Source organism: Pseudomonas sp. PvP001, assembly GCF_040546375.1.
Lineage (GTDB): Bacteria > Pseudomonadota > Gammaproteobacteria > Pseudomonadales > Pseudomonadaceae > Aquipseudomonas > Aquipseudomonas coleopterorum.
Genome location: NZ_JBEPNQ010000001.1, coordinates 2501194 through 2522774, shown reverse-complemented (window position 1 = coordinate 2522774; position 21581 = coordinate 2501194). Strand labels below are relative to the sequence as shown.

General features: G+C 62.4%; 24 protein-coding genes and 1 pseudogene. 12 read left to right on the top strand and 13 right to left on the bottom strand.

What is annotated here, in order from left to right; genetic code table 11:
- Positions 1-2 precede the first annotated feature (2 nt).
- The 3 genes from rsmB to def all read right to left on the bottom strand — a co-directional run bounded on the left by rsmB (position 3) and on the right by def (position 2880).
- The gene (gene rsmB / locus ABMD26_RS11455) at positions 3-1316 is read right to left on the bottom strand and encodes a 16S rRNA (cytosine(967)-C(5))-methyltransferase RsmB (RefSeq protein ID WP_354309575.1); all 1314 of its coding nucleotides are present in this window, start codon (positions 1314-1316) and stop codon (positions 3-5) included.
- Positions 1313-2245, bottom strand: coding sequence for a methionyl-tRNA formyltransferase (gene fmt / locus ABMD26_RS11450; RefSeq protein WP_354309573.1), 933 nt, complete (start codon positions 2243-2245; stop codon positions 1313-1315). The genes rsmB and fmt overlap by 4 nt, the downstream gene beginning before the upstream one ends.
- Positions 2246-2373: 128 nt before the next feature.
- On the bottom strand, positions 2374-2880 hold the full coding sequence (gene def, locus ABMD26_RS11445) for a peptide deformylase (RefSeq protein ID WP_049860474.1): 507 nt from the start codon (positions 2878-2880) through the stop codon (positions 2374-2376).
- A 71-nt stretch (positions 2881-2951) separates the two neighbouring features.
- On the opposite strand from def, the gene ABMD26_RS11440 reads away from it, so the two are divergent.
- The 3 genes and pseudogenes from ABMD26_RS11440 (at position 2952) to tsaC (ending at position 5796) form a co-directional block, all read left to right on the top strand.
- On the top strand, positions 2952-3977 hold the full coding sequence (locus tag ABMD26_RS11440) for a LysM peptidoglycan-binding domain-containing protein (protein ID WP_192066327.1): 1026 nt from the start codon (positions 2952-2954) through the stop codon (positions 3975-3977).
- Between the two features lie 119 nt (positions 3978-4096).
- Positions 4097-5203: a DNA-processing protein DprA gene (gene dprA, locus ABMD26_RS11435; RefSeq protein WP_354309570.1), complete on the top strand. Its 1107-nt coding sequence runs from the start codon at positions 4097-4099 to the stop codon at positions 5201-5203.
- Positions 5204-5240: 37 nt separating this feature from the next.
- A pseudogene (gene tsaC / locus ABMD26_RS11430) lies at positions 5241-5796 on the top strand (L-threonylcarbamoyladenylate synthase type 1 TsaC).
- An 81-nt stretch (positions 5797-5877) separates the two neighbouring features.
- On the opposite strand, the gene ABMD26_RS11425 reads toward tsaC, so the two are convergent.
- A complete protein-coding gene (locus tag ABMD26_RS11425) occupies positions 5878-6852 on the bottom strand; it encodes an NADPH:quinone reductase (protein ID WP_354309568.1) in 975 nt (324 codons plus the stop codon).
- Positions 6853-7017: 165 nt separating this feature from the next.
- Here ABMD26_RS11425 and hemF point away from each other — a divergent pair, with 165 nt between their 5' ends.
- Together hemF and aroE are read left to right on the top strand one after the other, a co-directional pair.
- A complete protein-coding gene (gene hemF / locus ABMD26_RS11420; RefSeq protein ID WP_192000417.1) occupies positions 7018-7941 on the top strand; it encodes an oxygen-dependent coproporphyrinogen oxidase in 924 nt (307 codons plus the stop codon).
- 17 nt (positions 7942-7958) lie between these two features.
- Positions 7959-8783, top strand: a complete 825-nt coding sequence (gene aroE / locus ABMD26_RS11415) for a shikimate dehydrogenase (protein WP_354309566.1) — start codon at positions 7959-7961, stop codon at positions 8781-8783.
- Between the two features lie 159 nt (positions 8784-8942).
- Here aroE and choX read toward each other — a convergent pair whose 3' ends face one another.
- Both choX and betC read right to left on the bottom strand, forming a co-directional pair.
- Positions 8943-9878, bottom strand: a complete 936-nt coding sequence (choX, locus tag ABMD26_RS11410; protein ID WP_354309564.1) for a choline ABC transporter substrate-binding protein — start codon at positions 9876-9878, stop codon at positions 8943-8945.
- A gap of 24 nt (positions 9879-9902) precedes the next feature.
- Positions 9903-11429, bottom strand: a complete 1527-nt coding sequence (betC, locus tag ABMD26_RS11405) for a choline-sulfatase (RefSeq protein WP_354309562.1) — start codon at positions 11427-11429, stop codon at positions 9903-9905.
- 114 nt (positions 11430-11543) lie between these two features.
- Between betC and ABMD26_RS11400 the strand changes: the two genes are divergently transcribed.
- Positions 11544-12452: a choline sulfate utilization transcriptional regulator gene (locus tag ABMD26_RS11400; protein ID WP_286916609.1), complete on the top strand. Its 909-nt coding sequence runs from the start codon at positions 11544-11546 to the stop codon at positions 12450-12452.
- Positions 12453-12640: 188 nt separating this feature from the next.
- On the opposite strand, the gene ABMD26_RS11395 is transcribed toward ABMD26_RS11400, so the two are convergent.
- The 3 genes from ABMD26_RS11395 to trpB all read right to left on the bottom strand — a co-directional run bounded on the left by ABMD26_RS11395 (position 12641) and on the right by trpB (position 15290).
- Positions 12641-13132, bottom strand: a complete 492-nt coding sequence (locus ABMD26_RS11395) for an anti-virulence regulator CigR family protein (protein WP_354309559.1) — start codon at positions 13130-13132, stop codon at positions 12641-12643.
- 122 nt (positions 13133-13254) lie between these two features.
- Positions 13255-14067: a tryptophan synthase subunit alpha gene (trpA, locus tag ABMD26_RS11390; RefSeq protein WP_320523327.1), complete on the bottom strand. Its 813-nt coding sequence runs from the start codon at positions 14065-14067 to the stop codon at positions 13255-13257.
- Positions 14064-15290 (bottom strand): tryptophan synthase subunit beta, encoded by a 1227-nt coding sequence (gene trpB, locus ABMD26_RS11385; protein ID WP_090361730.1) that lies wholly within the window; start codon positions 15288-15290, stop codon positions 14064-14066. The genes trpA and trpB overlap by 4 nt, the downstream gene beginning before the upstream one ends.
- Positions 15291-15397: 107 nt before the next feature.
- Here trpB and ABMD26_RS11380 point away from each other — a divergent pair, with 107 nt between their 5' ends.
- Positions 15398-16294, top strand: coding sequence for a LysR family transcriptional regulator (locus tag ABMD26_RS11380; protein ID WP_134722126.1), 897 nt, complete (start codon positions 15398-15400; stop codon positions 16292-16294).
- Here ABMD26_RS11380 and ABMD26_RS11375 read toward each other — a convergent pair.
- Positions 16291-16614 carry an ElaB/YgaM/YqjD family protein gene (locus ABMD26_RS11375; protein ID WP_043191960.1) on the bottom strand — a complete coding sequence of 108 codons (324 nt, stop codon included), beginning with the start codon at positions 16612-16614 and terminating at the stop codon, positions 16291-16293. The genes ABMD26_RS11380 and ABMD26_RS11375 overlap by 4 nt on opposite strands.
- Positions 16615-16757: 143 nt before the next feature.
- On the opposite strand from ABMD26_RS11375, the gene ABMD26_RS11370 reads away from it, so the two are divergent.
- Positions 16758-16973, top strand: a complete 216-nt coding sequence (locus ABMD26_RS11370) for a dodecin (RefSeq protein WP_043191958.1) — start codon at positions 16758-16760, stop codon at positions 16971-16973.
- Between the two features lie 132 nt (positions 16974-17105).
- A complete protein-coding gene (locus ABMD26_RS11365; RefSeq protein ID WP_043191956.1) occupies positions 17106-17330 on the top strand; it encodes a DUF1161 domain-containing protein in 225 nt (74 codons plus the stop codon).
- Between the two features lie 102 nt (positions 17331-17432).
- On the opposite strand, the gene ABMD26_RS11360 is transcribed toward ABMD26_RS11365, so the two are convergent.
- Positions 17433-18434 (bottom strand): LLM class flavin-dependent oxidoreductase, encoded by a 1002-nt coding sequence (locus ABMD26_RS11360; protein WP_090361736.1) that lies wholly within the window; start codon positions 18432-18434, stop codon positions 17433-17435.
- Between the two features lie 211 nt (positions 18435-18645).
- Here ABMD26_RS11360 and ABMD26_RS11355 point away from each other — a divergent pair, with 211 nt between their 5' ends.
- Together ABMD26_RS11355 and ABMD26_RS11350 are read left to right on the top strand one after the other, a co-directional pair.
- Positions 18646-19071: an OsmC family protein gene (locus tag ABMD26_RS11355; protein ID WP_043193753.1), complete on the top strand. Its 426-nt coding sequence runs from the start codon at positions 18646-18648 to the stop codon at positions 19069-19071.
- Positions 19072-19124: 53 nt separating this feature from the next.
- On the top strand, positions 19125-19358 hold the full coding sequence (locus tag ABMD26_RS11350; RefSeq protein ID WP_049860489.1) for a DUF1161 domain-containing protein: 234 nt from the start codon (positions 19125-19127) through the stop codon (positions 19356-19358).
- Positions 19359-19400: 42 nt separating this feature from the next.
- Here ABMD26_RS11350 and ABMD26_RS11345 read toward each other — a convergent pair whose 3' ends face one another.
- Positions 19401-19814 carry a PA0061/PA0062 family lipoprotein gene (locus ABMD26_RS11345; protein WP_354309554.1) on the bottom strand — a complete coding sequence of 138 codons (414 nt, stop codon included), beginning with the start codon at positions 19812-19814 and terminating at the stop codon, positions 19401-19403.
- Positions 19815-19924: 110 nt separating this feature from the next.
- On the bottom strand, positions 19925-20338 hold the full coding sequence (locus ABMD26_RS11340) for a PA0061/PA0062 family lipoprotein (protein ID WP_354309552.1): 414 nt from the start codon (positions 20336-20338) through the stop codon (positions 19925-19927).
- An 83-nt stretch (positions 20339-20421) separates the two neighbouring features.
- On the opposite strand from ABMD26_RS11340, the gene ABMD26_RS11335 reads away from it, so the two are divergent.
- A complete protein-coding gene (locus ABMD26_RS11335; protein ID WP_354309550.1) occupies positions 20422-21507 on the top strand; it encodes an aminopeptidase in 1086 nt (361 codons plus the stop codon).
- The last annotated feature ends 74 nt before the right edge of the window (positions 21508-21581 follow it).

Here is a 21581-nt window from a genome sequence, read left to right as displayed (position 1 = left end):
CGTCAATGGCCGCGTACGGCGGCGATCTTGATCAGTTTGGCGTAGTAGAAGCCATCGTGACCGCCTTCTTGCGCCAGCAGTTGGCGGCCATGGGCCTGCTTGATCCCGGCAGAGGTGGCCAGGTCCAGTTCGCGGGCGCCGGGCGTGCGAGCGAGGAACGCCTCGATGACCTCGGTATTTTCCGTGGGCAAGGTCGAGCACGTGGCATAGAGCAACACGCCGCCAACCTCCAGCGTCGGCCACATGGCGTCGAGCAACTTGCCTTGCAGCACGGCCAAGGCATGGATGTCGTCGGGTTGGCGGGTCAGCTTGATGTCGGGATGACGGCGGATCACGCCGGTGGCCGAACAGGGTGCGTCGAGCAGGATGCGTTGGAACGGCTTGCCGTCCCACCAGGCTGAGGTATCGCGGCCATCGGCGGCGATCAAATGAGCCTGCAACCCCAGACGCTGCAGGTTCTCGCGCACCCGGACCAGGCGTTTCGCTTCGAGATCGATTCCCACAACCTCAGCCAGGGCCGGTTCGGCTTCCAGGATATGGCATGTCTTGCCACCTGGCGCGCAGCAGGCATCGAGCACGCGTTGGCCGGAGGCCAGGTCGAGTAGCTCGGCGGCCAACTGCGCGGCTTCATCCTGCACGCTGACCCAGCCTTCGCTGAAACCGGGCAGCCCGCGTACATCGCAGGCTTCTGAAAGAACAATGCCATCGCGGCTGTGGACACAGGCCTGCGCGGCCACGCCCTGCTCGGCCAGCAGGCCCAGGTAGGCATCACGGTCGTGATGGCGGCGGTTGACCCGCAGGATCATCGGCGGATGGGCGTTATTGGCAGCGCAAATGGCTTCCCACTGCTCTGGCCAGAAAGCTTTGAGCGATTTCTGCAGCCAGCGCGGGTGGGCGGTGCGTACTACCGGATCGCGTTCGAGTTCGGCCAGAATGGCGTCACTCTCGCGTTGGGCGCGTCGCAGTACGGCGTTGAGCAATGCCTTGGCCCAGGGTTTCTTCAGCTTGTCGGCGCAGCCGACGGTTTCGCCGATCGCGGCATGGGCCGGCACGCGGGTGTACAGCAGCTGGTAGAGCCCCACCAGCAGCAGGGCATGCACATCGGCATCGGCGGCCTTGAAGGGTTTTTGCAGCAGCCGCTCGGCCAGTGCGTCGAGACGGGGCTGCCAGCGTGCCGTGCCGAACGCCAGGTCCTGAACCAGGCCACGGTCCCGCGCTTCGACCTTGTCCAATTCCTTGGGCAGGGAGCTGTTGAGCGAGGCCTTGCCGTTGAGCACTGCCGCGAGCGCGCGGGCCGCCGCCAGACGCGGGTTCATTGGCCCAGCACCGTGCCGACCACGAAGCGATCGCGGCGGCTGTTGAACAGGTCACTGAAGTTGAGTGGCTTGCCGCCCGGCAACTGTAGGCGGGTCAGGCGCAGTGCCTGCACACCGCAGGCGACGGTCAGTCCGTCCTTGTCGACCTGAAGGATTTCACCCGGCTGACCGCTGCCCTCGGCCAACTCGGCCGCCAGCACCTTCAGGGCCTCGCCGTTCAAGGTGCTGTGGCAGATCGGCCAGGGGAAAAACGCCCGTACCAGGCGTTCCAGCACTTCGGCCGGCTGGCTCCAGTCGATGCGTGCTTCGTTCTTGTCCAGCTTGTGCGCGTAGTTGGCCAGGCTGTCGTCCTGGGTTTCACCCGGCAGGGTACCCGCAGCCAAGCCGGCAATGGCCTGGACCACGGCCGGCGGGCCAAGCTGCGCCAACCGATCGTGCAGGCTGCCGCCGGTATCGTGGGCGTCGATCGGGGTGCTGACCTTGAGCAGCATCGGGCCCGTATCGAGACCGGCCTCCATGCGCATCACGGTGACGCCGCTCTGCGCATCGCCAGCCTGCACCGCCCGCTGGATCGGCGCTGCACCGCGCCAGCGTGGCAGCAGCGAAGCATGACTGTTGATGCAGCCCAGCGGTGGAATATCCAGCACCGCCTGCGGCAGGATCAGCCCGTAGGCGACCACCACCATCAGGTCCGGAGCCAGTTCACGCAGCTCGGCCTGTGCCTGCGGGTCACGCAGCGTCACTGGCTGGAGCACAGGGATGCCGTGCTCCAGGGCCAGTTGCTTGACCGGACTTTGCATGAGTTTCTGCCCGCGTCCCGCCGGGCGATCCGGCTGGGTGTACACGGCGACGATATCGTGGGAGGTGGCCAGCAGGGCCTTGAGGTGTTCGGCGGCAAACTCGGGAGTGCCCGCGAAGACGATGCGCATGGAGTTCTCGCTGTTGGAGGTGGGCCGCAACCCTTTGTAGGAGCGGCTGGCAGCCGCGAAGGGGCCCTTCCTGACGCACCGAGGTACGTTGTTCGCGGCTACTAGCCGCTCCTACAGGGGCACCGGAATCAGGCCTGCTGCTTGTGCAGTTTTTCCAGCTTCTTTTTGATGCGGTCACGCTTGAGGTTGGACAGGTAGTCGACGAACAGCTTGCCGTTGAGGTGGTCGCACTCGTGCTGGATGCACACGGCCAGCAGGCCTTCGGCAATCAGTTCGTAGGGCTTGCCGTCGCGATCCAGCGCCGTGACCTTGACCTTCTGCGGACGATCGACATTCTCGTAGAAGCCGGGCACCGACAGGCAACCTTCCTGGTACTGGTCCATCTCGTCGGTCAACGACTCGAACTCGGGGTTGATGAACACCCGCGGTTCGCTGCGATCTTCGGACAGGTCCATGACCACGATGCGCTTGTGCACATTGATCTGGGTAGCGGCCAAACCGATGCCCGGCGCGTCGTACATGGTTTCAAACATGTCATCGATGAGCTGGCGAACGCTGTCGTCCACCACCGTGACCGGCTTGGCGACGGTACGCAGGCGCGGGTCTGGAAATTCGAGGATGTTTAAAATAGCCATATGCGTATGTGCTGCACTGTGAGGTAAAGTCGTTATTTCGCGTGAACAGACATGATAAAGGGATTCACGGCATGAGGAAATCACTACTCGCCCTGCTACTGCTGGCAATGTCCGGCCTGACGCAGGCGCAGGTGCAGCTCAGGGACGGCTACCCACAGCGCTACACTGTGGTCCGTGGCGACACATTGTGGGACATTTCCGGCAAGTTTCTGCGCCAGCCGTGGCAGTGGCCTCAGCTCTGGCACGCCAATCCGCAGATCGCCAACCCCGACCTGATCTACCCCGGCGACTCGCTGGTGCTGGGCTTCGTCGACGGTCAGCCGCAACTGATGCTCGAACGCGGCGCCTCGCGCGGCACCATCAAGCTCTCGCCCAAGGTGCGCACCACACCCGTGGCAGAAGCCATTCCCAGCATACCGCTGGAATCGATCAACAGCTTTCTGCTGACCAACCGCATCATGGATTCGGTCGACGACTTCAACGCCGCACCCTATATCGTCGCCGGCAATGCCGAGCGCGTGCTCAGTGGCATGGGCGACCGCATCTACGCACGTGGGGTGTTCGATCCGGCGCAGTCGGTCTATGGCATCTTCCGCCAGGGCAAGGCCTACACGGACCCCGATACCCAGGAGTTTCTCGGCATCAACGCCGACAATATCGGTGGTGGCGAAATTGTCGCGACCGAAGGGGACATCTCTACCCTGGTCCTGCAGCGCTCGCGCGAAGAAGTTCGCCTGGGCGATCGGCTGTTCAGCGATGAACAGCGTGCGGTCAATTCGACATTTTTTCCCAGCGCGCCGCAGTCGGACATCCATGGTGTGATCATTGATGTGCCACGAGGTGTTACACAGATCGGCAAGTACGACGTGGTCACCTTGAACCGCGGAAAGCGCGACGGGCTGCGCGAAGGCAACGTTCTGGCGGTCTACAAGACTGGCGAGACAGTGCGCGATCGTATCACTGGCGAGCAGATCAAGGTCCCGGACGAGCGTTCCGGACTGCTCATGGTGTTCCGCACCTATGAAAAGCTGAGCTATGGTTTGATCCTCAACGCCAACCGCTCGCTGGCAGTGATGGACAAGGTGGGTAACCCATAGCCGCACCTGGCGCCTGGGTACGAGAGGATCGTGCCCAGGCGCATTCCGATACTTTTGTGCACAGAGTTATCCACAGCTTGTCCAGCTGCTTGCGAGCCTGCCGATTCAAGGATGATCGGATGCCGCTTTTCGAAAGCAACACCCACACCTGTTCCGAACTCGAAGCGCGCCTGCGCTTGCAGCTACTTCCCGACATTGGCTCGCAACGCTTTCACAAGGTCGTTGCGCACTTCGGCTGTGCGCGTTCGGCGCTCGATGCCTCGGCCGTGCAATGGCGCGGTGCAGGTTGCAGCGACGCCAGCGGCCAGGCTCGCCGCGACTCCGGAATTCACCACTCCGCTGCGGCTGCGATGGCCTGGCTAGAGCGTGCGGACCAGCATTTGCTGATGTGGGACCAGCCCGACTACCCGGCCCTGCTCAAGGAGATCGCCGATCCACCGCCGCTGCTGTTCGTGCGCGGGGACCCCGGCGTACTGGAGCGGCCGCAGATCGCCGTGGTTGGCAGTCGCCGCGCCTCGCCGCCCGGATTGGACAATGCCCGGGCCTTCGCTCGCAGCCTGGCAGGCGCGGGATTCACGATCACCAGCGGTCTGGCCCTGGGTGTGGACGGTGCTGCCCACCAAGGTGCGCTGGACGTGGGTGGACATACCATCGCGGTCTTGGGCACCGGGCTGGAAAAACTTTATCCACAGAAGCACCGTGCCTTGGCGCAGGCCATCGTCGAGGCCCGTGGCGCGCTGGTTTCCGAGTTTCCCCTGCAGGCCCAGGCACAGCCTGGCAATTTTCCCCGGCGCAATCGGATCATCAGCGGCTTGTCGCTGGGCGTGCTGGTCGTCGAAGCGAGTCCGGCCAGCGGGTCGCTGATCACTGCGCGTCTTGCCGCCGAGCATGGTCGCGAAGTGTGGGCACTGCCAGGCTCGATTCATCATCCTGGCGCCCGCGGTTGTCATCAGTTGATCCGCGACGGTGCGCAGTTGGTCGAGACCATCGATCACATCCTCGAAGGCTTGCAGGGTTGGCAGCGCCTGCCGCCAGCCTCGTCGCCAGCACCGCAACGATCGCAAGATCCGCTGCTGAACGCGTTGGTGGCAGCGGCGCATACCACTGAAGGTCTGGCCGCAGCCCTCGGCTGGCCATTGCCCCGGGTGATGGCGCAACTCACCGAGCTGGAACTGCAGGGGCGTGTGGTCAGTCAGGCGGGGCGTTGGTTTGCACGTGCCAGCTAAGTACACTGGCGGCAGTTTCCAATGGGAGTGACAGCAGATGGTGAGCAGTTGGCGTGTGCAACAAGCGGCGCGCGAGATCCGAGCGGGCGCGGTGATCGCCTACCCTACCGAAGCTGTCTGGGGGCTGGGTTGCGATCCGTGGGACGAAGAGGCGGTCTACCGCTTGCTCGCCATCAAGGAGCGCTCGGTCGACAAGGGCCTGATCCTGGTCGCCGACAACATTCGTCAGTTCGACTTCCTGTTCGAGGACTTCCCCGAGGACTGGATCGATCGGATGGCCAGCACCTGGCCCGGCCCGAACACCTGGCTGGTGCCTCATCAGGACCTGTTGCCCGAATGGATCACCGGTGTCCACGACTCCGTGGCCCTGCGCGTGAGCGATCACCCGCAGGTGCGCGAGCTGTGTGCGTTGGTAGGGCCACTGGTGTCGACTTCGGCCAATCGCCAGGGCCGTCCGGCTGCCCGCAGTCGCCTGCGCGTGGAGCAATACTTCCGGGGCGAAGTGGACTTGGTGCTGGGGGGCGCGCTGGGCGGGCGGAAAAGCCCGAGCGTGATCCGTGACCTGGTCACCCGGCGAGGTGATCAGGCCCTGATTCTGGACCTGACTCTGGCCCTGCCTCTTGCCCTAAAAAATATGGCGAGAGAGCCGTCAGCGTGCGGCTCCCTGCCCGGCTTCACGGCAACAGTATGGTCGAGCCCATCGTCTCGCGTGCGGCGAGGGCGGTTTGTGCCTTCGCCGCATCGCTCAACGGGTACTGCTGGCTGACGTCGACCTTGAGCTTGCCGCTGGCAATCATCTCGAACAGTTCGTCGGCCATGCCCTGTACCGCACCGGGCACCGCGTAGCTGGCAAGGGTCGGCCGGGTGACGTACAGCGAGCCCTTCTGCGACAGGATCCCCAGATTGACCCCACTGACCGCGCCGGAGGCGTTGCCGAAGCTGACCATCAGGCCACGTGGCTGAAGGCAGTCCAGCGAGGTTTCCCAGGTGTCCTTGCCCACGCCGTCGTAGACCACCGGGCATTTCTTGCCATCGGTCAGCTCCAGGACTCGCTTGGCCACATCCTCGTGGCTGTAGTCGATCACCTCCCAAGCCCCCAGTGCCTTGGCTCGCTCGGCCTTGGCGGGCGAGCTGACGGTACCGATCAGCTTCACGCCCAATGCCGCTGCCCATTGGCAGGCCAGCGAGCCCACGCCACCGGCGGCCGCGTGGAACAGAATGGTTTCTCCGGCTTCGACCTTGTAGGTCTGGCGCAACAGGTATTGAACGGTCAGGCCCTTGAGCATCACCGCAGCGGCCTGCTCGAAGCTGATCGCTTGCGGCAGGTGCACGGCCATGGCCGCAGGCAACACGTGCAGGTCGCTGTAGGCGCCCAGGGGGCCGCCTGCGTAGGCCACACGGTCGCCGACCTTGAAGCCGTCCACCTCGCTGCCCACTGCCTCCACCACGCCGGCCGCCTCGGTGCCCAGGCCCGATGGCAGTTGTGGCGTCGGGTACAGGCCGCTGCGGAAATAGTTGTCGATGTAGTTCACGCCCACGGCGTGATTGCGTACGCGAATCTCCTGCGGGCCCGGTTGCCTGGGCTCGAAGTCGACGAACTCGAGGACTTCCGGGCCGCCGGTGGAACCGAACTGGATACGCTTTGCCATCTGTTCACTCCTGCTGTCGTTGGGCGAAGGCCTATCGGACGCCTTTGCTTGATCGGCGTCAACTGCCGCAGGCAGTGAGCGATGCTATGCTACGCGCCGACTTGATCGCCGGTCAGGCGTGTTCGCAGGCCGCTGGCGGTATTTGCCCTTCTCCAAGGTGATGCCATGACTACCCGCACCGAGGCCGTAAAAGCCTATCTGCTCGATCTGCAGGACCGAATCTGCCACGCCTTGCAGGCCGAAGACGGCGGCGCGCACTTCGTCGAAGATGCCTGGACGCGTCCAGCGGGCGGCGGCGGTCGTACCCGGGTGATTGCCGACGGTGAGTTGATCGAAAAAGGCGGGGTCAATTTTTCCCACGTGTTCGGCACCGGCCTGCCGCCCTCGGCCAGCGCCCATCGCCCGGAACTGGCCGGCCGTGGTTTCGAGGCCCTGGGCGTGTCCCTGGTGATTCATCCGCACAACCCGCATGTGCCCACGTCCCACGCCAACGTGCGCTTCTTCATCGCCGAAAAGGAAGGCGAAGAGGCAGTCTGGTGGTTCGGTGGTGGTTTCGACCTGACGCCCTACTATGCCCACGAGGAAGACTGCATCCACTGGCACCGCGTCGCCCAGCAGGCCTGCGAGCCCTTTGGCGCCGATGTCTACCCGCGCTACAAGGCCTGGTGCGATCGCTATTTCCACCTCAAGCACCGCGGCGAGCCGCGCGGTGTAGGCGGCCTGTTCTTCGATGACCTGAACGAATGGGATTTCGACACCAGCTTCGCCTTCATGCGCGCCATCGGCGATGCCTTCATCGACGCCTATTTGCCCATCGTGCAGCGTCGCAAGGCCATGGCCTACACCGCGCAGCAGCGTGAATTCCAGGAATTCCGCCGCGGCCGCTACGTCGAGTTCAACCTGGTCTACGACCGCGGTACGCTGTTCGGTCTGCAGTCGGGAGGCCGCACCGAGTCGATCCTGATGTCGCTGCCGCCGCAGGTGCGCTGGGGCTATGACTGGAAGGCGGCACCCGGTAGCGAAGAAGCACGGTTGACCGATTACTTCCTCCAGGACCGCGACTGGCTGGCACAAGCTTCCGCCCTTTGATTCAGGAACCGTTTCGCATGGACAGTTATGTGGTTTTCGGCAACCCGGTGGGTCACAGCAAGTCACCGGCCATTCACCGATTGTTTGCCGAGCAGACCGGCCAGGCGTTGGACTACAGCACGCTGCTGGCGCCCATCGATGGCTTCACCGACTGTGCCCTGGGCTTTTTCAAGGAAGGCCTGGGCGCCAACGTCACTGTGCCGTTCAAGGAGCAGGCCTTCAGCCTGTGCAGCGTGCTGACCCCACGCGCGCAGCGTGCCGGCGCGGTGAACATGCTCAGCCGTCTGCCTGATGGCGGCCTGCGCGGCGACAATACCGATGGCGTGGGGCTGGTGCGCGATCTGGTCGACAACGCCGGTGTGACCTTGCAAGGCAAACGCATTCTGTTGCTGGGTGCCGGCGGTGCGGTGCGAGGGGTGATCGAGCCGCTGCTCGAACAGCAGCCGCTGTCGCTGGTGATCGCCAACCGTACGGTCGAGAAAGCCGAACAGCTGGCGCGGCTGTTCGCTGATCTGGGTCCGGTTGCGGCCAGTGGCTTCGACTGGCTGGAAGAGCCTGTTGATATCATCATCAACGCCACGTCGGCGAGCCTGGCAGGCGATCTGCCGCCCATTGCCAGCAGCTTGATCGAACCCGGCGTCACGGTCTGCTACGACATGATGTACGGCAAGGAGCCGACGCCGTTCTGTCGCTGGGCCAGCGAACAGGGTGCACGGCTGTCGCTGGATGGTTTCGGCATGCTGGTCGAGCAGGCGGCGGAAGCCTTCACCTACTGGCGCGGCGTGGCAGTGGATACGGCGCCGGTACTGAGCCAGTTGCGGCGGGAGATGGCGGTGGGTTGAGTCGATTGAAGGGTGTCAGTGAAGGCCTCTTCGCGGGCAGAGAGCTCGCCGCCCGCCCCGCTCCCACAGGAGGTTGCTTAACGACTTGCTGAGTGTGGGAGCGGGCTCTGCCCGCGAAGAGGCCATGACTGACACCCCATCAAATCAAAGCCCATAAAATCAAAGCTTCGCCCGCACCGCCTGCAGCGCATCCTTGCCATCCAGCGTCTTCACCCCGTCCAGCCACTTCTCCAGCACTGCCGGATTGGCTTTCAACCAGGCATGCGCTGCCTGAGCGCTGGTTTTCTTGCTGTTGGCCACATCGGCCATGATCCCGTTCTCCATCTCCTGGGTGAATACCAGGTTGCTGAGCAGCTTGGCGGTGTTCGGGCAGCTCTGGGCATAACCCTTGCGGGTCAAAGTGTGCACGGTCCCGGTGGAGCCGAAATACTTCTCGCCGCCTGTGAGGTACTTGAGCTTGATCTGCACGTTCATCGGGTGCGGCGTCCAACCGAGGAAGACCACGAACGCCTTCTTCTTCACGTTGCGATTGACCTCGGCCAACATGGCCTGCTCGCTGGACTCCACCAGCTTCCAGTCACCCAGGCCGAATTCGTCTTTCTTGATGATTTCGGCCAGTGACAGGTTGGCCGGTGCCCCCGAACCGATGCCGTAGATCTTCTTGCCGAACTGATCGGCATGCTTGTCCAGGTCGGCGAAATCCTTCACTCCGGCGTCGTAGACATAATCGGGAACGGCCAGGGTGAACTCGGTACCGTCCAGGTTCTTGGCGTACTGCACCACATCGCCGTTGGCGACGAACTTGTCGTAGAAACCCTGTTGAGCCGGCATCCAGTTGCCAAGGAAGACATCCACCTGCCCATCCTTCAAGCCGCCGAAGATGATAGGCACGGCCAGGGTGTCGATCTTGGGCTTGTAGCCCATGCCCTCCAACACCAGGCTGGCCAGCGCATTGGTGGCGGCGATGTCGCTCCAGCCCGGGTCGGCCATCTTCACGGTGGCGCAACTTTGTGGGTCAGACAGCGGTTCATCGGCGAACGCCGGCGAGCCGGCAAGCGCCCACCAGCTGGCTGCCAGGGCTGTGGATATCTTCATGGTCACCTTCATGCGGACTTCCCCTCAAAGCGTCTGATGTAATGGGCAGGGTTGTGGATAACGTGCCTTGCGCTCCAGGTCGTCGAGGTCGATGTGGTTGCGCATGTATTGCTGACTGGCGTCCACCAGCGGCTGGTGATCCCAGCTCTTCAGCGTGCCCTGGGTCAATGCACTGGCCACGAAACGGCGGCGGCGCTGGCTGGCAAGCACCTGTTGGTGTATCGCCGGCATGTCCCATTTACGGCGGGCTTCATTCATAAACGCCTCGAACAGTGCCCGGTGCGAGGGTGACTGGCTCAGGTCTTCGCGTTCGTGTGGATCGTTGTCCACGTCGTAGAGCAGGCAGGGGTCCTGCTCGCTGTAGATGAATTTCATCGCCCCGCGGCGGATCATCATCAGCGGACTGTTGGTGCCTTCGGCCATGTACTCGCCGAACACCTCGTCGTGGCCGCCCTCACCTTGCAGGTGGGAAACCAGCGAACGGCCATCCAGAGGCAGGCCGGGCTCGAGTTCGCCGCCGGCCAGCTCGACGAAGGTAGGCAGCAGGTCGGCGGTGGAAACGGCCGCCTGCACGCGCCCCGGCTGGAACTGGCCAGGGGCGCAGACCAGCAGCGGCACCCGCGCCGACATCTCGAACCAATGCATCTTGTACCAGAGCCCACGCTCGCCAAGCATGTCGCCGTGATCACCGGAGAAGACGATGATGGTGTCGTTTGCCAGCCCGGTTTCTTCCAGGGTCTGCATCAGCTTGCCGACGTTGTGATCGATGTAGCTGCACGCGCCGAAATAGGCGCGGCGTGCGTCGCGAATCTTGTCCACAGGCAAGGGTTTTTCCCAGAGGTCATAGACCTTGAGCAGGCGTTGCGAATGCGGGTCCAGCTCGGCCTGGTTCGGCACGTTCTGCGGCAGGGGAATGTCTTCGTCGCGGTACAGGTCCCAGAACGGCTTGGGAATGGTGTAGGGGTCGTGCGGGTGGGTCATTGATACCGTCAGACAGAAAGGCTGGTCGCCGTCTTGGCGAATGTGATCGAACAGGTACTGCTGGGCCTTGAACACCACTTCTTCATCGAAATCCAACTGGTTGGTGCGCACACAGGGGCCGGCCTGCAGCACCGAGGACATGTTGTGATACCAGCTGGGGCGCACGTCGGGTTCGTCCCAGTTGACGGCCCAGCCATAGTCGGCGGGATAGATATCGCTGGTCAGGCGTTCCTCGTAACCGTGCAGTTGGTCAGGGCCGCAGAAATGCATCTTTCCCGACAGCGCCGTGCGATAACCCAGGCGGCGCAGATAGTGGGCGTAGGTGGGCACGTCGGCGGCAAAGTCGGCAGCGTTGTCGTAGGCGCCGATCTTGCTCGGCAATTGCCCACTGACCAGGGTGAAACGCGACGGCGCGCACAGCGGGCTGTTGCAGTAGGCGGCATCGAACACCACGCCGGTTTCGGCCAGGCGGCTGATGTTCGGCAGCTTGATGGGAGACGCCGCGTAGATCGGCAACAGAGGGGCGGCCATCTGATCGGCCATGATGAAAAGAATGTTCTTGCGCTTCATCGGCTCAGGGCATTCCATAGTGGAGATTAATGCGAAGTTTCTACCGTTCACCATGCGGTGCCGCTGTGGCCTGGTAAAGCCCATGCAGAACAATACCTAGGATAAGTAGCGCTTATGTTGGCAAGCCTCGGAGAACTCTCCCTTGACCTGTTGCGCGCCTTCGAGGCCGCCGCCAGGCTGCGCAGTTTCACGGCTGCCGCCGCCGAGTTGGGTACGACGCAACCTGCCGTCAGCCAGCAGATCAAACGGCTCGAGGAACAACTGGCCATCCGCCTGTTTGATCGGATCTACCGAGGCATCGAGCTGACCGACGCAGGCTACACCCTGTTCGAGGCGGTACAGGGAGGGCTGCGCAGCATCGACGACTGTCTGGGCTTGATCACCACCCAGACCCAGCACGAAGTGCTTCAGGTCTCCACCGACTTCGCGTTCGCCGCCTATTGGCTCATGCCACGCCTGCACCGCTTCCATCAGCGTTATCCACAGGTCGATGTCAGCCTGGTCACCAGTGAACGCAGCCACGCCATGCTCGGCCCGAACATCGACGTGGCAGTCCTGTTCGGCGATGGCCGGTTCCGTCAGGGTGAAAGCCACTGGTTGTTCAATGAAGAAGTCTTCCCGGTCTGCAGCCCGCGCCTGTTGAGCGATCGAACGCTACCACTGGGCTCCGATGCATTGCTCGAATGGCCGCTGCTGCACCTGCGCGGTGAAAGCAGCTGTCAGTGGTTCGATTGGAGCGGCCTGTTCCGCGCCCTGCACATCCCCAGTGCCCCAGCGCCGGGGCAATTGCGCTTCGACAACTACACACTGCTCATCCAGGCCGCGATTGCCGGGCAAGGCGTTGCCATCGGCTGGCGCCATCTGGTGGATGCATTGCTGGAGCAGCAACTGCTCTGCCGCCCTTTCGAAGGCGCCGCCACATCGGCGTTGGGCTATTTCGTAGTGGTGCCGCAACGCAAGCGCCGCGGCCAAATGGTGCAAAGGTTCGTGGATTGGGTGATGGAGGAGCAGAGCCGGCGGTAGAGGGGATATCTCACATTCACTTGAGAAACGGCTGCTAATGGGCTTTCAGTAACCCTGATCCACGCTATGCAGCGCCTATCTCACCGTTTTCGCGGCTGTACGCCGCTCCTACAGAGAAATGCGACCGTGTAGGAGCGGCTTACAGCCGCGAAAGCGTCACGACAGGCACTGCATCTTCAAGTCATTAATCAGTTCAAAACCCCCTGCAACACCTCGTAGACGATCCCGGTACCAATGGCGATCAGCACCACGTCCGTGCCCATGCGGCGCCATTCGTAGCCTTCGTAACGTGGTAGGTGCTTCAGCGCGGGACCGTCGAGGCGGGCACCGTAGCCGCGAGGTAGAGGTTGTCCCTTGATGGCGCGAATACTGGCGGGAGGCGGGTTGCCGGGCCGGAAGACGTCGCGGTGATCCTGAATGGTCTGGCGTACGGGGCCGAAATCCTGGGGTGGACCACCGCGCGCGATGCCGCCACCTGGGTTGCCTGGGCCACGGTTGCCTGGACCGCGCTCGTCATGATCAGGCCGATCGGGTCCGCCCTGCCGCTGATGGGGGTGTTCCTGGCGCCCTTGACGTTGCTCATCCGGTCCACCCGGACCACCGGGGGCCGCTTGCACCAGCGGTGCACAAGCGATCAACAGTGCGCCCACGCTAAGGATCAGGTTTTTTGGCATGTTCATCATGGATTTCCTTCACGGCCAAACAGCAAAAAGGGGAACCGAACACAGGTTCGATCCCCCTTGGTCTTGCCGTTTAGTCCCGTGAACCGGAGGCTAATTCCTCTGTATTGGAATCTTTACCTTCAGCTGACACGAGCCTTACGTACGCCCTGCGCCAGTTGACTGCACAGCGACAGCACATCTTCCACAGCCTGACCGTGGTGCTGGGCATGGGCGATCTTGTCCACCAGCGCCGAGCCGACCACCACGCCATCGGCCAGGCGGGCGATGGCGGCAGCCTGGTCGGGCGTGCGGATGCCGAAACCGACGCTGATCGGCAGGTCGGTATGTCGACGCAGCCGCTCGATGGCACCGCCCACGTGCTCGGTGGTAGCCGAGCCGGCACCGGTCACGCCGGCCACCGATACGTAGTAGACGAAGCCGGAGCTACGCTCTAGCACCCGCGGCAAGCGTGCATCATCGGTGGTTGGCGTGGTCAGACGGATGAAGTCGATACCGGAGGCCTGTGCCGGGGTCGCCAATTCACCATCATGCTCGGGCGGCAGGTCGACGATGATCAGGCCGTCGACACCGGCCTCCTTGGCCTCGGCCACGAAGGCTTCGACGCCGAAGCGGTGAATCGGGTTGTAGTAGCCCATCAGCACGATGGGCGTGGTGCTGTTTTCGACGCGGAATTCACGAACCATCTGCAGGGTTTTTGCCAACGTCTGACCGGCGTTCAGTGCCCGCAGGGTCGCCAACTGAATGGCCAGGCCGTCGGCCATCGGATCGGTGAAGGGCATGCCCAGCTCGATGACATCCGCACCGGCGGCGGGCAGGCCCTTGAGGATCGACAGAGAAGCGTCGTAGCCGGGGTCGCCAGCGGTGACGAAGGTGACCAGGGCAGCACGGCCTTCGGCCTTGAGTTCGGCAAAGCGTTGTTCGAGGCGGCTCATGCCAGTGTCTCCTTCGCGCCCTGGGCGCCCATATGGCTCATCACGGTTTGCATGTCCTTATCGCCGCGGCCCGACAGGCACACCACCATCAGGTGATCGGCAGGCAGCGTCGGCGCGCGCTTCATGGCTTCGGCCAGGGCGTGAGCGGTTTCCAGCGCCGGGATGATGCCTTCCAGACGGCAGGTGGCATGGAACGCGGCCAGCGCCTCTTCGTCGGTGATGCTGGTGTAGTTCACCCGCTTGATTTCGTGCAACCAGGCGTGTTCAGGACCGATACCGGGGTAGTCCAGGCCAGCCGAGATGGAGTGCGCATCGGTGATCTGCCCATCGTTATCCTGCAGCAGATAGGTGCGATTGCCGTGCAGTACACCGGGAACGCCACCGTTGAGGCTGGCGGCGTGCTTGCCCGAATTCACGCCATGTCCGGCAGCTTCGACGCCGATGATCTCCACGCTGCTGTCATCCAGGAAGGGGTGGAACAGGCCCATGGCATTGGAACCACCGCCGACGCAGGCAACCAGGCTGTCAGGCAGGCGACCTTCCTTCTCCTGCATCTGCTCGCGGGTTTCCTTGCCGATGATCGACTGGAAGTCGCGCACCATCGCTGGATACGGGTGTGGGCCGGCCACGGTACCGATCAGGTAGAAGGTGTCGTCGACATTGGTGACCCAGTCACGCAGCGCATCGTTCATGGCGTCTTTCAAGGTGCCGGTGCCGGAGGTGACCGGCACGATTTCGGCGCCCAGCAGTTTCATGCGAAACACGTTCGCCTGCTGGCGCTCGATGTCGGTGGCACCCATGTAGATCACACAAGGCAGACCGAAGCGCGCGGCCACGGTGGCCGTGGCCACGCCGTGCATGCCGGCGCCGGTTTCGGCGATCAGGCGCTTCTTGCCCATGCGCTTGGCCAGCAGCACCTGGCCGATGCAATTGTTCACCTTGTGTGCGCCGGTATGGTTGAGTTCTTCGCGCTTGAAGTAGATTTTCGCCCCGCCGCAATGTTCGGTCAGGCGCTCGGCGAAATACAACGGATTGGGTCGGCCGATATAGTCGCGCTGGAAGTAGGCGACCTGCTCGAGAAACTCGGGATCGGCCTTGGCCGCTTCGTATTCCCGAGCCAGCTCAAGCACCAGCGGCATCAGGGTCTCGGCGACGTAGCGGCCGCCGAAGGCGCCGAACAGGCCGTTGCTGTCCGGGCCACTGCGAAGATTGCTCTGGGTCATGCGAAGCTCCAGGGGAAATGAAAGGGCGATGTCACTACTGTACCCATGACAGCCGCTCAGGAAAACCGATAAGATCTGAGCAACCTGTCAGGAATTCTCACATTACCATGAGCCGTGACCTGCCCCCGCTGAATGCCCTCAAGGCATTCGAAGCCACTGCCCGCCTCAACAGCGTCAGCAAGGCGGCTGAATCCCTGAGCGTGACCCACGGTGCCGTCAGCCGACAACTGAAGCTGCTCGAAGAGCATCTGGGCATCGCATTGTTCGTCAAGCAGGGGCGTGGCCTGAAACTCACAGATGCCGGCAGTCGGCTGCGCGATGCCAGCGCCGAGGCTTTCGAACGCCTGCGTCTGGTCTGTGCGGAATTGAGTCAGGCCCAGGCTCAGGCGCCGTTCGTCCTGGGCTGCTCGGGAAGCCTGCTGGCGCGCTGGTTCATCCCTCGCTTGGGTCGGTTGAACAGCGACTTGCCGGACCTGCGCCTGCATCTATCGGCCGGTGAAGGCGATCTGGACCCTCGCCGTCCTGGCCTGGACGCCTTGCTGATGTTTGCCGAACCACCCTGGCCCGCCGACATGGACGTGTTCGAACTGGCCGAAGAACGCATCGGACCGGTGCTCAGCCCGCGCTTCCATGAATTCGAGGCCTTGCAAAACTGTGCCGCCAAAGACTTGCTCAAGCACGCCCTGTTGCACACGACATCACGGCCACAAGCCTGGCCCAGCTGGGCACGACGCAACGGCCTGGAACCCGAGGCGTTGACCTTGGGACAGGGGTTCGAGCATTTGTATTATCTGCTGGAAGCCGCAGTGGCTGGACTGGGCATTGCCATCGCACCCGAACCGCTGGTGATCGATGACCTGCGGGCCGGGCGCTTGGCCGCACCTTGGGGGTTTACGCAAACCCCGGCGCGGCTGGCGCTTTGGGTACCGCGGCGCGCCTCGGATGGGCGCGCCCGACAACTGGCGCTATGGCTCAAGCAGGAGCTGGCGCGCCAGGTCGATTAGTTGCTGCGATTGCACATCAGGTAAGCGGCGATCAGGCCCAATGCGCCGACGGCGACGCCAGCTGCAGCCCAAGGGTGCTCTTGAGCGTAGTCACGGGTAGCGATACCGGTTTCCTTGGTCTTGACCTTCACTTCTTCGTACGCATCGCTGATCAGGCTGCGCGAGTGGCTCAGCGCGGTCTCGGCATTGGCCTTCAGCGCTTTGAGGGTCTTGCGCGACTCCTCGGTGGAATCTTCCTTCAGGCTTTCCAGGGAGCGCAGCAGACTTTCGATTTCTGCTTCCATGCTTTGCAGCGAGGCCTTGCGGGTCGAAATTGCCATGGGTATCTCTCCTTCGTTGTGGTGAATAGCGTGTGTAGATTCCGACTGCGCGGCAGGATGAAAGTGCAGTGCGTATGAACTTTTAGCGCAGAAATCCCCACACAGGTAGACAACCTTTCGTAGTCCATCCACTGGAGAGCACCATGAGCGATCACCACACGTACAAGAAAGTCGAACTGGTCGGTTCCTCGACCACCACTATCGAAGACGCCATCAACAACGCATTGGCCGAAGCGAGTAAGAGCATCGAGAAAATGGAGTGGTTCGAAGTGACCGAAACCCGTGGTCATATCGAGGATGGTCGAGTGGCTCATTTCCAGGTCACTCTGAAAGTTGGCTTCCGTATCCAAAATAGCTGACAGAAAACACGGAATCTTCCGACTGGCCGAATGCCATAGGTTGAGTTACAACACACTCCCGGCGTATCGACCTGACCACAGGCGATCCGCCGTTTGTCTTTAACCGGCAGTACCAAACCAAGGATGCAAGCGATGAAGCGAATTTTGTTGGCTGTGGGTTTGTTGAGCGTGGCAAGCGGCGTGTTCGCTGCAGGCAAGCCGTGCGAGGAGCTCAAGAGCGAAATCGCCGCGAAGATCGATGCCAACGGCGTGTCGGGTTACACGCTGGAAGTGGTCGACAATGTCACACCGGATGCAGGTTTCCAGGTTGTCGGTTCGTGTGAAGGCGGCACCAAGGCCATCGTCTACAAGCGCTGATGGCATCGCTGCCATGACTCGCTCCCGCAGGACATCCAATCCCCTGTAGGAGCGGTCAGCGGCCGCGAAACACGCGTCGCAGTACCTCAGGTCAGTGCACGCTCAACCCTTCATCACCTGCGCCAACAGCTCATAGGATCTGAGCCGATCGGCATGCTCATACAGATCGCACGTGAAGATCAGTTCGTCTGCCTGCGTCTGCTCCTGCAACACCTCAAGCTTGGCACGGACCTTCGCCGGTCCTCCCACCACCGCCAGGCCCAGAAAGTCCCCGACCGCAGCCTTTTCATGAGGCAACCACAATCCTTCCATGCTTTTGACCGGTGGCTGCTGCACCAGGGTCTGGCCCCGCATCAGGTTGAGAATACGCTGGTAGACCGAAGTGGCCAGGTAGTCGGCGTGCTCGTCGCTGTCGGCGGCCACCAATGGCACACCCAACATCACATACGGCTTGTCCAACACCTCGGAGGGCTGGAAATGGGCGCGATAGACACGGATCGCCTCATGCATGTAACGCGGCGCGAAATGCGAAGCGAAGGCATAGGGAAGGCCATACATGCCTGCCAACTGGGCGCTGAACAGGCTCGATCCCAGCAGCCAGATCGGCACGTTGGTCCCGCTGCCCGGCACGGCGATCACTTTCTGATCAGGAGTACGAGGCCCCAGGTAGGCCATCAGCTCGCGAACGTCGTCGGGAAAATCGTCGGCACTGCCAGAGCGTTCACGGCGCAGCGCGCGCGCGGTCATCTGGTCCGACCCAGGCGCGCGGCCCAGACCCAGGTCGATGCGTCCCGGGTACAGACTTTCCAGCGTGCCGAATTGTTCGGCGATCACCAGCGGCGCATGGTTGGGCAACATCACCCCGCCCGACCCCACGCGGATCGAGGACGTGCCACCGGCCAGATAGCCCAGCAGCACGGAGGTCGCCGAGCTGGCGATACCGTCCATGTTGTGGTGCTCGGCCACCCAGAAGCGGTTATAGCCCCAGGTTTCGGCATGGCGCGCCAGATCCAGGGCATTGTGCAGCGACCGTGCCGGGCCATGGTCGGCACGTACGGGCACAAGGTCGAGGACGGAGTATTTCGTATCGGTCAAAACGGTCATGATCAATGGCATCCTGTGGGTATGTGGCAGGTGGGATGCCCCGCGCATCTTTGCTACCGAATATTTATTTCTTATCAATAGTCAGTATGGGCATCTTGCCCAGATTCAATAGCCAGCTGTCCGAATCGCGCTGAACTTGCCCAGCGCCCTGCCCTCTGAACACATGACACCGCGCGAACCCGTCGCGCCCATCATGGAGGCTTTTATGAGCATCAAGAAAACCGCATCGGCTGTCTGGAAAGGCGATCTGAAAACCGGTAAGGGCGAGATTTCCACTCAGAGCGGCGCTCTGAAAAGCAATCCCTACGGCTTCAACACCCGTTTCGAAGGCCAGCCGGGCACCAATCCGGAAGAGCTGATCGGCGCAGCGCATGCAGGCTGTTTCTCCATGGCATTCTCGATGATTCTGGGCGGCGAAGGCTTCACCCCCGATGAAATCAAGACCTCCGCCGAAGTCAGCCTGGACAAGGAAGGCGAAGGTTTTGCAATCACCGCCATCAAGCTGACCATGTCGGCCAAGATCCCGAACATCGACCAGGCCAAGTTCGAAGAGCTGGCCAACAAGGCGAAGGAAGGCTGCCCGGTATCGAAAGTACTGAACGCCGACATCACCCTGAGCGCCACCCTGGAATCTTGAGGTAGCATGCGCCCGGTTGCCTTACACTGCCCCCTCACCAGGAGAATCGAGTCATGAAGCAATTGATTTTGGCGATGGCGTGCAGTGTGTTGGCAACCACGGCGTTGGCAGCACCCAAGCCGTGTGAGGATTTGAAGGCTGAAATCGAGGCCAAGATCCAGGCCCAGGGTGTCACGTCGTACACACTGGAAATTGTCGACAACCTCGATGCCAAGGATCCAAACATGGTCGTGGGCTCTTGCGACAATGGTACGCGCAAGATCGTCTATCAGAAAAACGACGACTGATTGCGCTGCGGTGCAATCACGCCATGGCGCTCAAACAGCCGCTCAGGGAATGCAGTGAATGGCCCGGTCCTCGGCCACGATCTGCCGGCTTGAGTCGTACAAGCGCGCACTGGCCTGCATGGCGATCGCCCTACCCTCCAGACGATAACGTTCACCGGGCTTGAAGCCGTCATAGCGCACGGTCAGGTAGCAGGTTCGGTCATACGGGTCGTTGATCAGCCCACCCCCCGCATAGATCTCGTAATCGAAGCGCACTTCCAGTTCATGACTTCCGGGTTCGACCTGGAAATAACGCCCGTCATTGAGCTTGCGTCCATCCAGGCTCTCGGCCATGACCAGACGGCCGGTGGTAGTGAACATGTCGATCCACGCCTTGCCTGGATCCACTGCGGGCAACGGAGGGTTGGCGCAGCCAGCGAGCGTGGCGAAGGTCAACAGGGCGAGCACGGCGCGCATGGGAGTTCCTTGGCTGCAGAGAACCATCGGTAAGACGAGTACCGAGTCTAGAAGTTTTATGCCGACGGCGCGAGTCGGCGCCGTCAGTGGTTATACCGGGTGAGCGGTGCTCAAGTGCTCTGACAGCCCGCGGGTTGGGCCTGGCCGACCAGCTTGCGCTGCTCGTCGTAGAGTCTGGCCCAAGGGCTGAAGCCGACGCTGCCCGCTTCCAGGAAATAGCGTTGGCCCGCATCGAAGCTTGCGTAGGTAACGTTCAATTCACAATTACGCCACAGCGGTGAGGGCACCGGGCCGATGTTGGTTGGCTCTACGGGAAATTGCAGGCGTACGGTCAGCTCATGGCGGCCGGGCTCGACTTCGAAATAACGCGTGTCGGTCCATTCCTTCTCGTCGACCTGGGTCGCGTGCAGGGCGTTGTGATCGTCGGCCGCAAGGTCGATCCAGGCCTGGTTGGGATCCGGGTCGGGCAGTCCGGCACAGCCGGCAAGCGTCAGCAGGCTGCTGGCAATAATCAATGCGCGCATGGAATTCTCCTCATGGGATCGTAAGATGCAGGGTCAGCGCCGATAACACCTGCTCGCTGGCGGGCCTGGCCATGGAAAACCACATGCATGAATTCGTTGTTGTTCGTCGTTCCATTCTTGCCGCACTCGACCGCGGTTTGCGCCTGTTTGTTCCCCTGTGCCTGCTGTTCCTGCTCAACGGTTGCAGCAGCGCGGGCTATTACGGCCAATTGATGCAGGGCCAGTGGCAGCTGTTGCAGGCACGCGAGCCGGTGGCGCAGATCCTTGCCAATCCGTCGCGCGACCCGCGGCTGCGCGAGCAATTGCAGCGTGCCCAGGCGGCCCGCGACTTCGCCAGCGAGCACTTGCATCTGCCGGACAACCGCAGCTATCGACTGTACGCCGACATCGGTCGGCCATTGGTGGTGTGGAACGTGTTCGCCACACCAGAGTTTTCCCTGGCGCCGTTGACCCATTGCTTCCCCATTGCCGGTTGCGTGGCTTATCGCGGTTACTACAGTCAGTCCGGTGCTCGGGGCGAAGCGGCGTTGCAGAAGCTGGCGGGCCGGGATGTGTATGTCGGTGGCGTCGAGGCCTACTCGACCCTGGGCTGGTTCGACGATCCGATTCTCAACACCATGCTCGGTTGGGGCGACGAGCGTCTGGCCACTCTGATCTTCCATGAGCTGGCGCATCAGCGTGTGTATGTGAAAGACGACACCGAATTCAATGAGTCCTTCGCCACCTTCGTCGAGCAGGAAGGCACCCGGCAGTGGCGTGCCCAGCGAGGCTTGCCGCCGGTGGCAAGCACGCTGGTGGCGCAACGTGACCAGTTCACCGCCTTGGTGCTCGCGACCCGCGAACGCCTGGCTGCGCTGTACGCCCAACCGTTGTCTGCGCAGGCCATGCGCACGGGCAAGGCTGCCGAGTTCGAGCGTTTGCGTCGTGAGTATCGCCAGCTGCGTGATGGGCCTTGGCAGGGAGACAGGCGTTTCGATGCCTGGATCAACGGGCCGATGAACAATGCCAAGCTGCTGCCGTTTGGCCTGTACGACCAGTGGGTGCCGGCGTTCGCGGGTTTGTTCCGGCAGGTCGCTGGCGATTGGCGCGCCTTTTATGATCGGGCGGCGGCACTGGGCAAGTTACCGATGGACGAGCGCAGAGCTGAGTTGGCGCGGTTGGGCGGGTAGTTTTGCAGCGCCCTTTCGGGCCTATTCGCGGCCACTGGCCGCTCCTACAGGGTTGCGAGAAGTCTTGTGTAGGA

Bases quoted from the DNA above. Each gene is read 5' to 3' on its own strand.
- ABMD26_RS11365 (WP_043191956.1), top strand. From the start codon at position 17,106: ATGAAGCGAATTTTGTTGGCTGTGGGTTTGTTGAGCGTGGCAAGCGGC.
- hemF (WP_192000417.1), top strand. From the start codon at position 7,018: ATGACTACCCGCACCGAGGCCGTAAAAGCCTATCTGCTCGATCTGCAG.
- dprA (WP_354309570.1), top strand. From the start codon at position 4,097: ATGCCGCTTTTCGAAAGCAACACCCACACCTGTTCCGAACTCGAAGCG.
- ABMD26_RS11335 (WP_354309550.1), top strand. From the start codon at position 20,422: ATGCATGAATTCGTTGTTGTTCGTCGTTCCATTCTTGCCGCACTCGAC.
- ABMD26_RS11375 (WP_043191960.1), bottom strand. From the start codon at position 16,614: ATGGCAATTTCGACCCGCAAGGCCTCGCTGCAAAGCATGGAAGCAGAA.
- def (WP_049860474.1), bottom strand. From the start codon at position 2,880: ATGGCTATTTTAAACATCCTCGAATTTCCAGACCCGCGCCTGCGTACC.
- ABMD26_RS11395 (WP_354309559.1), bottom strand. From the start codon at position 13,132: ATGAACATGCCAAAAAACCTGATCCTTAGCGTGGGCGCACTGTTGATC.
- fmt (WP_354309573.1), bottom strand. From the start codon at position 2,245: ATGCGCATCGTCTTCGCGGGCACTCCCGAGTTTGCCGCCGAACACCTC.
- aroE (WP_354309566.1), top strand. From the start codon at position 7,959: ATGGACAGTTATGTGGTTTTCGGCAACCCGGTGGGTCACAGCAAGTCA.
- betC (WP_354309562.1), bottom strand. From the start codon at position 11,429: ATGAAGCGCAAGAACATTCTTTTCATCATGGCCGATCAGATGGCCGCC.
- trpB (WP_090361730.1), bottom strand. From the start codon at position 15,290: ATGACCCAGAGCAATCTTCGCAGTGGCCCGGACAGCAACGGCCTGTTC.
- ABMD26_RS11370 (WP_043191958.1), top strand. From the start codon at position 16,758: ATGAGCGATCACCACACGTACAAGAAAGTCGAACTGGTCGGTTCCTCG.
- ABMD26_RS11400 (WP_286916609.1), top strand. From the start codon at position 11,544: ATGTTGGCAAGCCTCGGAGAACTCTCCCTTGACCTGTTGCGCGCCTTC.
- ABMD26_RS11440 (WP_192066327.1), top strand. From the start codon at position 2,952: ATGAGGAAATCACTACTCGCCCTGCTACTGCTGGCAATGTCCGGCCTG.
- ABMD26_RS11340 (WP_354309552.1), bottom strand. From the start codon at position 20,338: ATGCGCGCATTGATTATTGCCAGCAGCCTGCTGACGCTTGCCGGCTGT.
- ABMD26_RS11345 (WP_354309554.1), bottom strand. From the start codon at position 19,814: ATGCGCGCCGTGCTCGCCCTGTTGACCTTCGCCACGCTCGCTGGCTGC.
- ABMD26_RS11425 (WP_354309568.1), bottom strand. From the start codon at position 6,852: ATGGCAAAGCGTATCCAGTTCGGTTCCACCGGCGGCCCGGAAGTCCTC.
- ABMD26_RS11350 (WP_049860489.1), top strand. From the start codon at position 19,125: ATGAAGCAATTGATTTTGGCGATGGCGTGCAGTGTGTTGGCAACCACG.
- choX (WP_354309564.1), bottom strand. From the start codon at position 9,878: ATGAAGATATCCACAGCCCTGGCAGCCAGCTGGTGGGCGCTTGCCGGC.
- trpA (WP_320523327.1), bottom strand. From the start codon at position 14,067: ATGAGCCGCCTCGAACAACGCTTTGCCGAACTCAAGGCCGAAGGCCGT.
- ABMD26_RS11380 (WP_134722126.1), top strand. From the start codon at position 15,398: ATGAGCCGTGACCTGCCCCCGCTGAATGCCCTCAAGGCATTCGAAGCC.
- ABMD26_RS11360 (WP_090361736.1), bottom strand. From the start codon at position 18,434: ATGACCGTTTTGACCGATACGAAATACTCCGTCCTCGACCTTGTGCCC.
- rsmB (WP_354309575.1), bottom strand. From the start codon at position 1,316: ATGAACCCGCGTCTGGCGGCGGCCCGCGCGCTCGCGGCAGTGCTCAAC.